The following is a 13,270-nucleotide window of genomic DNA, read 5'->3' on the forward strand; positions in this document are numbered from 1 at the left end:
ATACATTTTTGTTACAGTTATGTTACATACCAGAAAAAAGGAAAACGAGCTGACTATATTATCAACTCGCCCATTTCACCTTTTTATTTATGTTCAGCTAACCATTCAGATACTTTTTTCGCATCTTCACCTTGAATAAGTCCTGGTGACATTGAACCACGGCCTTTTTTAATAATCTCTTCGATATCTGCAGCGTCGTACTTACCGCCTACTTTTCTTAAATCAGGTCCAGTTGCCCCTGATAAATCTGTTGCGTGACATCCCGCACAACTTCTTTGGAAAATTTGTTCTGCGCTGTCTTTGCTTGCAGACTGTTTCGAAGACTTACTCTCTTCTTTATTTCCGCATGCTCCTAAAGCAAAAACAACCGATGTCCCTAGCGCAATAGCCAACAATTTCTTTTTCACTTCTATCGCTCCCCATTGTTGATATTCTTTTTATTCCTAACACACTCATTTTCATTATAAGCATTATCTTTATATAGAAAAACTAAGGTGTATTTCATATTCCTCAAAAATACAGTGAGAACCTTGATAAAATAAAGCTTTCATAAGTTGTTTCAATTCTGTGAACAACTTAAAAAACTTCTATAAAGTATCCTTTTTAAAAGGAAAATTAGAAAAGTTCTATATAAATCTTTACCCTATTACCGCCTATTTTACTATTCTCTACTTTTTACAAAACAATATACAGCATTGTAATCTACATATAATCCCATCAAAAAGAGAAGTTGTCGTTTCCAACTTCTCTTCCTCTTTACTTCATCTATAAAAATAGAATCAAATTCTTTATATCCTCTATTGTCCTCAGCATGCGCCAACAATTTCGTTGGCTTTTTTTCGCTTATTAGATGCGAGAACGTAAGTAAGCATCAATAAATGGATCAATCTCTCCATCCATAACAGCTTGTACGTTACCAACCTCCGTATTTGTACGATGGTCTTTTACAAGAGAATACGGGTGGAATACGTAAGAACGGATTTGGCTACCCCATCCGATTTCTTTTTGCTCTCCGCGAATTTCATCTAATTCTGCTTGTTGCTCTTCTAGTTTCTTTTGATATAATTTCGCTTTTAACATTTTCATCGCATGCTCACGGTTTTTAATTTGAGAACGCTCCGACTGACATGTTACAACCGTATTTGTCGGTGTATGTGTAATACGAACTGCTGAATCTGTCGTATTTACGTGCTGCCCACCAGCTCCACTTGCTCGGTACGTATCAATTTTTAAGTCTTCTGTACGTACTTCGATTTCAACTTCATCATTGAACTCTGGTACAACTTCACAAGATACGAACGATGTATGACGGCGCCCTGAAGAATCGAATGGTGAAATACGTACAAGACGATGTACACCTTTCTCTGCTTTTAAGTAACCGTAAGCGTTATGACCTTTAATTAATAAAGTTACACTCTTAATACCAGCTTCATCACCTGGTAAATAATCAACCGTTTCTACTTTGAATCCGCGTTTTTCAGCCCAGCGTGTGTACATACGTAATAACATAGAACCCCAGTCTTGTGACTCAGTTCCACCTGCACCTGGATGTAATTCTAAAATCGCATTATTTTTATCATAAGGATCACTTAATAGTAACTGAAGCTCATACTCATTCATTTCTTGAATTAAGCCTTTTACTTCTGATTCTAATTCCTCATGTAAATCTTCATCATACTCTTCTTTTAAAAGCTCATGCGTGATTTCTAAATTTTCGAACGTCTCATCTAACTGACGGAACTTTCCAACCATATCTTTTAACGCATTCGCTTCATTAATTACAGCTTGTGCGCCTTGTTGGTCATCCCAAAATCCTGCGCCCATCATTTTCTCTTCTAATTCTGCAATTTGTTTCTCCTTAGTAGGGAGGTCAAAGAGACCCCCTAAAAGCCGCTAATCGCTTAGCCATTTTCTCTAATTCCTGTCTAATTTCTACTAATTCCATTTCCTTCACCTCTATGTAATTGCTGTTACTTTCGTATGAAAACAAGGGAAACTCTCTCCACTTATTACGGAGAGAGTTTAATCCTTCTTAATTATACATTTTTGATATAAAAGTTTGCAAAACAGCCAAAGCTACCGTCCTATATTACTGAACGATACCACAGCAGTTTTTATATTTTTTACCGCTACCACATTTACATAAATCGTTGCGGCCCACTTGGTCACCTTTTACAACTGGCTTTTTCTTTGCTTCTTCGCCATCGCTAGAAGGATGAACAGCTTCACCTTGAACAACTTCTTGACGTTCTAAGTTTTGTTCAATTTCAGCTTTCATAATGTAACGAGAAATTTCCTCTTCAATAGAAGCAACCATTGACTCGAACATCGCGAACCCTTCCATTTGGTACTCACGAAGTGGATCGATTTGACCGTAAGCACGTAAATGAATACCTTCACGAAGGTGATCCATCGCATCAATATGCTCTGTCCATTTCGTATCTACAACGCGGAATACAACAACTTTCTCAAACTCACGCATTTGCTCTTCTGGCATAAGCTTTTCTTTGTCATTGTAACGCTCTATTAATTTCGCCATAATCGGTTCGCTCATTTCCTCAGGAGCAAGGCGACGTAATTCTTCTTCTTTTACATCTCCGTCTTGAAGAAGGTTTGTATTTAAGTAGTCAACAAGACCTTTAATGTTCCAATCTTCTTCAATTTCCTCTTGTGTATGAAGCGCAACAGCACGTTCTACTGTAGATTTCATCATACCTTCAATAATGCCACGTAAGTTTTCCGATTCCATAACCTCTTGACGTTGCTTATAAATAACTTCACGTTGCTGACGAAGTACATCATCGTATTGTAATAACTGCTTACGTGCATCATAGTTATTTCCTTCAACACGTTTTTGTGCAGATTCTACCGCACGAGAAACCATTTTACTTTCAATCGGCTGTGAATCATCCATACCAAGGCGGTCCATCATTGCTTTCATATTATCTGAACCAAATCTGCGCATTAATTCATCTTCCATTGATAAGTAGAACTGCGTCACACCAGGGTCCCCTTGACGACCGGCACGACCACGTAACTGATTATCAATACGACGGCTTTCATGTCGTTCTGTACCGATAACTGCTAGACCGAAGATTTTTACATCATCTCCAAGCTTAATATCTGTACCACGACCAGCCATATTCGTTGCAATCGTTACAGCACCTTTCATACCTGCTTCCGCAATAATATCAGCTTCACGTGCATGGTTTTTCGCATTTAAGATGTTATGACGTACACCTTTACGCGTTAACATTTTTGAAATAAGCTCTGAAGTTTCAATTGCAACTGTACCTACAAGAACAGGTTGCCCTTGTTTATGACGATTTACAATATCCTCAACAACAGCATTGAATTTACCTTCCATTGATTTAAAGATTAAATCGGCACGATCATCACGAATAATCGGTTTGTTTGTCGGAATTACAATAACGTTCATATTGTAAATGTTACGGAATTCCTCTTCCTCTGTTTTCGCTGTACCAGTCATACCAGATAATTTTTCATACATACGGAAGTAGTTCTGGAATGTAATTGTTGCAAGCGTCATGCTTTCATTTTGAATTTCTACACCTTCTTTTGCTTCAATCGCTTGGTGTAATCCTTCGCTATAACGACGACCTTTCATAAGACGACCAGTGAATTGGTCTACAATTACGATTTCGCCTTCTTGTACAACATAATCTGTATCACGATGCATAACAACGTGTGCACGAAGCCCCTGATTAATATGGTGAAGAAGTGCTACATGTTTTAAATCGAATAAGTTTTCAATATGGAAAGCTTTCTCTGCTTTCGTAATACCATCTTCTGTTAGCATTACATTTTTCGTTTTCACATCAAATGAATAATCTTTTTCATTTTCTAACGTACGAACAAATGCATTTGCAAACATGTATAGCTCTGTTGATTTTTGAGCTTGTCCTGAAATAATAAGCGGCGTACGTGCTTCATCGACTAAAATAGAATCGACTTCATCGATAATAGCAAAGTGAAGTGGACGTTGAACGCACTGCTCTTTATATAAAACCATGTTATCACGTAAGTAATCGAATCCAAGCTCATTATTTGTGCTATACGTAATATCAGCAGCATAAGCCTCTTGTTTCTCTTCGCGTGACATACTATTTAAGTTAATTCCTACTGTTAAGCCTAGGAACTCATGAAGTTGTCCCATTTCATTCGCATCACGTTGTGCTAAGTATTCATTGACTGTAACAACGTGAACACCTTTTCCTGTTAAAGCATTTAAATATACAGGTAATGTAGACGTTAACGTTTTACCTTCACCCGTTTTCATCTCAGAAATATTCCCTTCATGTAAGGCAATACCACCCATTAACTGTACGCCATATGGACGCATTCCAAGAACACGAGTTGCCGCTTCGCGAACAACCGCGAAAGCTTCAGGTAGTAGATCATCTACTGTTTCACCTTTTGTTAGACGTTCTTTAAATTCAAGCGTCTTTCCTTTTAATTGTTCATCAGTTAGTGGCTTAATAGATGACTCTAATGCATCAATTTGCTCAACTGTTTTCTGCATACGTTTAATTTGGCGTTGGTTTACATCAAACACCTTTTTTAAAATACCGATCATAGGAAATACGCTCCTCTTTTTATTAAAATAAAACTTCCGATTGTTTTCTTTTTCTCTATTACAATCAGTCGTTATAACAATCAAATGTATGTTATGCCAATTTTTCTCCTAATTAAAAAAACTAAAATGTATATACCTAATGATAATTGTAACACTTGTCTTATAACTATGACAACAATCGGCCGAATGTCTCGTTCTAAATTAAGAAAAGTTTTTTAAAAATCTATTTTCAGCAAAAAAAGCGCAGCCATTTCGGCTGCGCTTTCGAATTATTATTTAGTTTCGATTAAACCGTATTTCCCATCTTTACGGCCATATACAACATTAGTTTCATTTGTATCAGCATTTGTGAAGACGAAGAAATTATGTCCTAGCATATCCATTTGTAGGATTGCCTCTTCAACGTCCATCGGTTTTAAGTCGAATCGTTTTGTACGTACAAGTTCTAATTCATCTTCTTCTACCTCATCCAAAACAGCTACTGCTTCTGGAAGGATAAAGTTCGTTTTCATAGAACCTTTCTCACGTAACTTACGATTTACTTTTGTTTTATGTTTACGAATTTGTCTCTCAATTTTATCAACTACTAAATCGATAGCAGCGTACATATCGCTATTAGTTTCTTCTGCACGAAGTAATAAATCAGTAAATGGGATTGTTACCTCGACACGTTGCTTGTCAGAGTATACTTTTAAATTAACTTTAATCTCTGGGAATGTATCAAAATAACGCTCTAACTTACTTAGTTTTTTCTCTACATATTCCTTTAATGCTGGAGTTACTTCAATATTTTCACCACGAATGTTGAATTTCATAGATGAATTCCTCCTTTCAAGCCTATGTACTATAATTTCGACATTGGCTTAAAAACTCCTTCTAACTTTTTTAAAAAAATTAGTGGAATTGCGATTTTTTTATCGTTTTTTGTTGAAATGAAAAGATGCATCGTTTCTATCTTTATTTTATCCTATTAACATCGTGAATAACGAATATTTCTGTGGACAATTCGTTACAGAAAAGAAACAACTTTTTGACAACTTACCCTATAACAAAAACCCCTTGCGAAAAACAAGAGGTTCTACTACATATATATAACGTTGCCACAAACGCAGCTTTCTCTTCCAAAAACAATATCCCCTACAGTTTCACAACATTAGCTGCTTGTGGTCCACGTGCTCCATCTACAATGTCAAACTCTACTTGTTGCCCTTCTTCTAATGACTTAAACCCATCTTGTTGAATAGCAGAAAAATGGACAAATACATCGTCACCATCTTCACGCTCAATAAACCCAAATCCCTTTTCTGCATTGAACCATTTCACTCTTCCTTGCATGTTCATTCCATTCCCTTCACTCTAAAAATCAGGGCATTCGCCCCATATTTTGACTATAACGAATGACAACATATGAAGTCAAAGAAGACTTATCGCCTTTTTATTATCCCTTTCGACACTGCCATATTAACTTCTACAAAGTGTCAAACTAGATACTTCCCTTGCCCCTCTCTCATATAACAAACTTCCGATTTGCCTAACTGTAATTCCTGTCGTATACACGTCATCAACGAGTAAAATATGTTGTCCAGAAAACATCTCTTCTCCCTGAAAATAAAAAGGATTGCTTCCTGACACCCTTTCTTTACGTGTCTTCTTACTTTGCTTTTCTGTTTCCCTTCTTCTTAATGATGGATAAGAAATTTTGACAGGCAAACAAGTTGCTAATAACTCAGCTTGATTAAAACCACGTTCAACTTCCCTTTCCTTACTAAGCGGAACAGCTATAACGGTTGAAACATTGGCAAAATAATTTTGAAATAAATTTCGAAACGGGCGATAAAAAATGCGAACTAACTCTGCATCCCCCCGAAACTTAAACTGCGCTACTATTTCTTTCATCCCATCATCATACATGTATAACGAACGGTTTTTAAAAGAACGATACTTCTCCTCTTTCATCCACCTTATACAATCTATACAAATACCGTCTTCTTGAAATGAGGTAGAAACAAATTCTAAAGGTCGCCCACATTCCATGCAAATTTCTCCTATAATATAGGAAAGTTTCTGTTCACATCTATCACATATATATTTTCTATGACACTTTACAAAAAAATTGTACCAACTAACCTTTTCTACAAAACACTCATCACAAAGTAAACAATGCATTAATCAATCAATCCTTGTTCTTCCGCATTTTTATTCATACCTTGAATATGTTTTTTCGCGCGCACCATCGCTTCTGTCTTACCATAGTGAAAATAAATAACCTCTCCATACGGCGCTTCAGAGCTCCGCCCTGCTCGACCCGCAATTTGTACGAGTGCACTTTCTGAGAATATTTCTTCTTCCGCCCCTAAAACTGCGACTTGCAAATTTTTCACCGTTACGCCTCGCTCTAAAATTGTCGTTGTAACTAATAATGGGATTTCTCCGTTTCTGAAAGCCGCTATTTTTTCTTTTCTCCCCGGATCTTCTGCATGTACACCTTCAATTCGATTGTTTAATGGTTTTAACAACAAGCTTATTTCTTCTATATATCGCACATGGGGGACGAATAAAAAAATAGGGAATTTTTTATTTAAGTATGTTTGTAACCACTGTAGTAAAACTCGAGGAATTCTTTTATGAATGAGGTTTTTTTTCCAATTCCCGCACCAACAAAATAAAGGAACTGGCAAGGGATGACGGTGATATCGTCCAGAAACAATAACACCTTTTTGTTTACCTTTTCTAAGTTTTCGCTTCCACGTTTCATCTGGAGTCGCAGTTAAATAAATACGCGCCGCTCTTTCTTTCATCGCTTGTTTTACCGCGTACTGTAACATTTGATCTACACAATATGGAAAAGCATCTATTTCATCTACAACCATGACATGGAATGCCCTATAATAACGTAATAACTGATGCGTAGTCGCAACCACTAGTACTGCATCTTTTTCTTTATCCACACTCCCTCCATATAAAGCCGCTACCTTTATATATGGAAATACTTCTTGCAATCTCGGTGCTAATTCTAGAACAACATCCGTTCTCGGCGTTGCGATACAAACTCTTTCCCCTTTTTGAAGCGCTTCGTTAATTCCGTAAAACAACATCTCTGTTTTCCCAGCCCCGCATACAGCCCAAATAAAAAAGGATTCTTTTTGCTTAATGGCCTCTATAACTCCTTGCGCCGCAAAATCTTGTCCAGCAGACAACGTCCCGTTCCACTGTAACAAGTTTAAATTCTTTTCTCTCTTTCTTTCACCAATCCCGCGAACAAGTACAGCACATTCACTTACCCTCCCCATCGTTATACACTTTCGGCAATATGTGCACACTTTACTACACGTTTTACATAAAAACGACGCAAATAGTCGCTGCTCTATATTTCCACAGCGCTGACATACATATTTAGAAGCCTTCTTTTTTACACCTTGTACACACACGACCTCTCCCTTCTTTTTCAAATCATTTAATTCCCTCTGTAAATCTGAAGAAAGTTCGTCTAATAGCAACTGTTTCCCCGCTAGCATCAACAATCACCTCCAGCACTACTATAAACCTTTCTCATCATCTCGTAAAAACTCAAAAAAGCCGATAACCTACTTATAGAATAGTAAGCTATCGACTTTATACACATGTTTTATTCTTTTATAAATCCTAGAATCGACCGTATCCTAAGAAATGTTTTTTGTTATACGAACTGTTAATATCACCGTACGCAATTCCTTTATCACTAGCATGGATCATTTGGCCATTACCAACGTAAATACCGATGTGAGATGGGCCTGCTTTGTAAGTACCTTGGAAGAATACTAAGTCTCCTGGTTGTGGGCTACTTACTTTAGAAACTGAGTTCCAGTAACCATTAACGTCTTGACGACCTACACCAAAAATGTAAGAAATGAATCCACTACAGTCAAAACCACCGTTTGATGGAGATGCACTACCCCAAACATATGGTAAACCTAAGTAGCTTTGCGCTTTACCAATTACGCCACCCACATTTGAAGCTGGCTTTTTCTCTTCTTGTTTAGGTGCTTCTTTCTTAGGCTCTTCTTTTTTTGGTTCCTCTTTTTTAGGCTCTTCTTTTTTAGCTTGTCCACCATTGTTTGCTGGTGCAGCTTGCTCTGCAGGTGCTTGTGCTGGCTGAGCTTGCGCAGCTTTAGCAGCTTGCTCTGCTTGCTCTGCTTGCTCTGCTTGCTCTGCTTGTTTTTGAGCAGCAGCTTCTTGTGCAGCTTTTGCTTGTGCTTCTTCTTCTGCAATGCGTTGTAATTGTAATGCTTGTTTCTCAAGCTCTTTCAATTGACCTTCCGTACTTGTCATTGAAGTTACAACTGTATCCATTTTACTGCTTAAATCGTTTACCGCTGTTGCTTTTTTCTCTTTTTCAGCGTCAAGTTCTTTCTTAGCAGTTTCAATTTGAGCTTGTGCTTCTTTTAATTCTTTTTGCTTCTCTTTTACAGTTGCAACATCTTTTTTCACACTAGCTTGATCTTCTTGTTGTGTTTTCATGATATCTTCATCAGACTCAAGAATTTTAGAAACAGAAGTTAAACGATCAACTAAATCTGCAACGTTTTTAGAGTTTACAAGAACTTCTGTTACAACGTTCGTATTTGGTTGTTCTTGAAGTGCAACTAAACGCTTTCTTAATAGCTCTTCACGTTTTGCAATCTTTGTTTGTAATTCTGCAATATCTTTATTTTTCTTTTCAATTAATTGCTCAGTATCAGAAACTTTTTTCGTTGTTTCATCAAGCTTTGCAGCATTCTCTTGAACAGATTTATCTAAACCTTGAATTGTTTTGTTTAAGTCATTCATTTGTTTTTGTAATTCATCACGTTCTTGTTGTTGTTTATGTAAAGTTTCATTTTGTGTATTAATTTGTGATTTCACGTCAGAAATTTTATCTTCTGCAAATACATTTGGTGTTAGCCCTGAAAACATTAACCCTGCAACTAATGCGCAAGATGTCATTTTTAGCTTTTTCATTTTATTTTTTACACCGCTTTCTTTTTTCTTTTTCCGTATATAACCTATAAAATTTATACCATAATTCGGGATTTTTTTTGCTAATGTTACGTTTTTGTAAAACAAATGTAATATTATATGTAACTATAGTGCAAAATTCGTATATTTTTGTATGTGTGTGTAGAAATTTATATACTTTCCTTACTTCTATAAACAAAGAAAAAACGTAAGGAATCCCTTACGTTTTATTAAATATACGAATACAAATGAAATGCTACTTCATCCATTTCTCAGCCCAATTTTGGACCTCATCCATAACACTTTCTAACGCTTTTCCCTTGTCAGTTAAGCCATACTCGATTCGAACTGGTACTTCTGGATAGACATTACGAACTACAATGCCCTCGCTTTCCAATTCCTTCAAACGCTCTGACAACATACGATCGCTCATATTTGGGATAATATCTGCGATTTCTCTAAAACGTTTCGACTCTTCAAGCAAAGATTTAATAATTAAGCCAGTCCACTTCTTACTAAGCAGAGTAAAAGCTGACTCAAACTTTGGACATAAACAAGAATTATGCTCCATATGTTTCACCTCTCTTCTATTATAATATAGTTTCTTGTAAAAAGTAAGTTATAAAACTTTCCTCATTATTTTATTTTACGTACATTTTACCATTTCCAAATATTAACTTGTCAACTAAACGTAACATACCCGTAAAAAAACCCTCTTAAAAAGAGAGCTTTTTATATCTTTATTACTTCGTATACCATCCAAGACCTAATGCACCTTCACCTAAGTGCGTACCAATTACAGCTCCAAAATAACCTGTACGAATTGTGACGTGAGGATATTTTGCTTCTAATTCTTTCTTCCATTCATTCGCTTCTTCTTCACGTTGCGCATGAATGATAACTGCTTCCATAGGTACACCTTTACTTGCTTGCTCATCAAAAATTTCAATGATACGTTTTAATGCTTTTTTACGTGTACGAATCTTTTCAAACGGAATAATGATTTTATCTCTAAAATATAAAACTGGCTTCACTTGTAACAGACTGCCGATGAAAGCTTGCGCGCTATTCAATCGACCACCACGCTGTAAATGATGTAAATCATCAACTACAAAATAGGCGTCCATCGTTTTCTTCATTTCATCAAAACGAGCGATAATCTCTTTTGGGTTCTTTCCTTCACTTGCTAACTTTGCACCTTCACGCACATAAAATCCTTGTACTTCACAACTAATTTCAGAGTCATACGTGTATACATCAATACCCTCTACCATCTGTCCAGCTGTCGTTGATGTTTGATATGTACCACTAATTCCACTTGATAGGTGAATACTAATAACTGCATCATAATCTTTAGCTAGTTCTTCATATAGCTCAACAAACTTTCCGATTGCTGGTTGAGAAGTTTTTGGAAGTTCCTCTTGTTCACGTACTTTCACATAAAAATCATCTGCTGAAATTTCAGCTTCTTCTTGATAAGATTCTGTTCCAAACACAACGTTTAATGGAATCATATATATATTGAGTTCATCACGAATTTGCTTCGGTATATATGCCGTACTATCAGTAACAATAGCTATTTTCATTTTCGTACCTGCCTTATAAAAAGTTTTATTTCCTAATTTTACACGAAAACTACAAATGGTGCATCCATACATGAAAATGCCGGTTGAAATTATACCTACCATCTCGACAAATTACAACAAAAAGATAAAATACTCACCAAAAACTTCAGCATATTTAGAAAAAATGTTTGAATATAAAAAGGCTCGCTTTTAAAATGGAAAGTACTAGTCATTTTGATAGATAGGGGCGTACACAAGTGCTATTACAATATTTTACAATCAAAGACTACGGCGAACACGAAATCGTCATTCAAAAATCAAGATTTATTTGTTATATTAGCCGAGCAATGACTGAGGAAGAGGCTCAAGCATTTATACAAAAAATAAAAAAACAACATTGGAATGCAACACATAATTGTTCCGCTTATTTAATTGGCGAACAAGACCATATTCAAAAAGCAAATGATGACGGCGAGCCTAGCGGTACAGCTGGCGTACCAATGCTAGAGGTACTTAAAAAACGTGGACTAAAAGATACCGTTGTTGTCGTAACACGCTATTTTGGTGGTATTAAACTTGGCGCAGGTGGATTAATTCGTGCATATGGAAAATGTACAAGTGAAGGCATTAATCATGTCGGTGTTGTCCAGCGAAAACTAATGCGTGTGATGCAAACCGAGATTGATTACACATTACTTGGCAAAGTGGAAAATGAATTACGCAATTCAAAATATGCCATTAAAGATATACATTATCTAGAAAATGTCACATTTGATACGTATGTAGAAGAAGACGGCAAACAAGCATTTACAGATTGGATGATTGAATTAACAAACGGGAAATGTACAATTACAGAAGGAGATATGCTGTACTTAGAACAAGATGTTATCTAAGCATAACCCATTTATCACCTTCAAAGATTAATGTAGTGAATTACTTCCCTACAAATGAACTAACGAACTAAGGAGATTATATATGGAAGAACGTTATTATCATCTCCAAAATAGCAGAATAAAAAAGAAGCGAAGAAGGAAACTTTTCTTCTTCCTTATTTTCGCATTTTTATTTGGCAGTATAGGAGTTTATGTGTTAAATTCTTACTCTTCTCTTATGGGGATGTATAGTGGTTTTACTCGTGAAAAATCGGATTTAAGAAATAAAGATGTAGAAATTACAAAGGAACCTTTTACAATTCTCATTATGGGTATAGAAGATTATGCGACAGACGGTCAAAATGGTCGTACAGACTCATTAATGTTTGCAACAGTCAATCCAAAAACACAAAAGATTTCACTTATGAGTATTCCTCGTGATTCTCGAGTTAAAATTGTTGGCAAAAATAAAGAAGACAAAATTAACGCTGCCCATGCTTACGGCGGAGAAGAAATGGCAATCAAAACTGTCGAAGGCTTTCTAAAAGTTCCTGTAGACCATTATCTTAAAATTGATTTCCAAGGCTTTAAAGGTATCGTTGATGCTGTTGGCGGCGTTACCGTTGACGTACCCTTCGATTTCTGGGAGCGATCTGACGTCGATTACTACAAAAAAATCCAATTTAAGCAAGGACAGCAAAACTTAAACGGTGAAGAAGCACTTGCTTATGTACGTATGCGAAAGCAAGATCCAAATGGCGATTATGGTCGAGCTGCTAGACAAAGACAATTACTAGCCGCTGTTGCTCATAAACTAAACTCCACTTCTACTGTATTTAAAATTAAAGATTTAACAGCTGTCGTTGGAAAATATATAAAAACCGACATTCCTATTTCAGACGGACTTGCTCTTTACAATAAACTTTCTGGATTTGATCCTTCTACAATGCAAACGTTAAAGCTTGAAGGTGAAGATAAAAAGATAGGCGGTATTTATTACTTCCTTCCAGATCCAATCAGTATAGAAATGGTGCGTAACGAAATTGAAAAAGAATTAGGAGAAAAAGCAAAAAATCCAACTACAAAAAACAACTCAAATCCTGATTCAAATTCAAGTTCTAATTCTAACGAACAAACAAAAAAAGAAACAAACCAAAATAAAACACCAACTGATCCGCCACCTTCTACAAATGCTCATGCGGAGTGGATTATGCGCAATCAGCCGTAGCAAAAAGGCCCAATCTATCCGATTGGGCCTTTTT

General features: G+C 36.3%; 12 protein-coding genes. 2 read left to right on the forward strand and 10 right to left on the reverse strand.

Going from position 1 to position 13,270, the window contains the following annotated elements:
• Nucleotides 1-83: 83 nt before the first annotated feature.
• The 10 genes from cccB to BAQ53_RS24535 form a co-directional block, all read right to left on the reverse strand.
• Complete coding sequence (cccB, locus tag BAQ53_RS24490) at nt 84-407, reverse strand: cytochrome c551 (protein WP_208906326.1); 324 nt, start codon at nt 405-407, stop codon at nt 84-86.
• Between the two features lie 439 nt (nt 408-846).
• Nucleotides 847-1,945 (reverse strand): peptide chain release factor 2 gene (gene prfB, locus BAQ53_RS24495; protein ID WP_096001716.1). Its coding sequence is split into 2 segments (ribosomal slippage): nt 847-1,872 and nt 1,874-1,945, totalling 1,098 coding nucleotides; the frame shifts between segments, so codons are not numbered across the junction.
• A 144-nt stretch (nt 1,946-2,089) separates the two neighbouring features.
• Entirely contained in the window at nt 2,090-4,597 is a 2,508-nt protein-coding gene (secA, locus tag BAQ53_RS24500) for a preprotein translocase subunit SecA (RefSeq protein WP_000579370.1), read from the reverse strand.
• A 272-nt stretch (nt 4,598-4,869) separates the two neighbouring features.
• Nucleotides 4,870-5,412: a ribosome hibernation-promoting factor, HPF/YfiA family gene (hpf, locus tag BAQ53_RS24505; protein WP_000671186.1), complete on the reverse strand. Its 543-nt coding sequence runs from the start codon at nt 5,410-5,412 to the stop codon at nt 4,870-4,872.
• Nucleotides 5,413-5,734: 322 nt separating this feature from the next.
• Complete coding sequence (gene cspC / locus BAQ53_RS24510; RefSeq protein ID WP_003303412.1) at nt 5,735-5,932, reverse strand: cold shock protein CspC; 198 nt, start codon at nt 5,930-5,932, stop codon at nt 5,735-5,737.
• A gap of 126 nt (nt 5,933-6,058) precedes the next feature.
• The gene (locus tag BAQ53_RS24515) at nt 6,059-6,763 is read right to left on the reverse strand and encodes a ComFC family protein (RefSeq protein WP_033690030.1); all 705 of its coding nucleotides are present in this window, start codon (nt 6,761-6,763) and stop codon (nt 6,059-6,061) included.
• Entirely contained in the window at nt 6,763-8,112 is a 1,350-nt protein-coding gene (gene comFA / locus BAQ53_RS24520) for an ATP-dependent helicase ComFA (protein ID WP_000879412.1), read from the reverse strand. The genes BAQ53_RS24515 and comFA overlap by 1 nt, the downstream gene beginning before the upstream one ends.
• 127 nt (nt 8,113-8,239) lie before the next feature.
• Nucleotides 8,240-9,679 (reverse strand): C40 family peptidase, encoded by a 1,440-nt coding sequence (locus tag BAQ53_RS24525; RefSeq protein ID WP_208906327.1) that lies wholly within the window; start codon nt 9,677-9,679, stop codon nt 8,240-8,242.
• A gap of 148 nt (nt 9,680-9,827) precedes the next feature.
• Entirely contained in the window at nt 9,828-10,142 is a 315-nt protein-coding gene (locus BAQ53_RS24530; protein ID WP_000400857.1) for a winged helix-turn-helix transcriptional regulator, read from the reverse strand.
• Between the two features lie 172 nt (nt 10,143-10,314).
• Complete coding sequence (locus tag BAQ53_RS24535; RefSeq protein WP_000684725.1) at nt 10,315-11,157, reverse strand: DegV family protein; 843 nt, start codon at nt 11,155-11,157, stop codon at nt 10,315-10,317.
• A 236-nt stretch (nt 11,158-11,393) separates the two neighbouring features.
• Between BAQ53_RS24535 and BAQ53_RS24540 the strand changes: the two genes are divergently transcribed.
• Nucleotides 11,394-12,029, forward strand: coding sequence for a YigZ family protein (locus BAQ53_RS24540; protein WP_208906328.1), 636 nt, complete (start codon nt 11,394-11,396; stop codon nt 12,027-12,029).
• Nucleotides 12,030-12,111: 82 nt separating this feature from the next.
• The gene (locus tag BAQ53_RS24545; protein ID WP_208906329.1) at nt 12,112-13,236 is read left to right on the forward strand and encodes an LCP family protein; all 1,125 of its coding nucleotides are present in this window, start codon (nt 12,112-12,114) and stop codon (nt 13,234-13,236) included.
• Nucleotides 13,237-13,270 lie beyond the last annotated feature (34 nt).

The sequence above is a fragment of the Bacillus sp. B25(2016b) genome (assembly GCF_001679765.1).
In the GTDB taxonomy this organism is placed as follows: Bacteria; Bacillota; Bacilli; order Bacillales; family Bacillaceae_G; genus Bacillus_A; species Bacillus_A thuringiensis_K.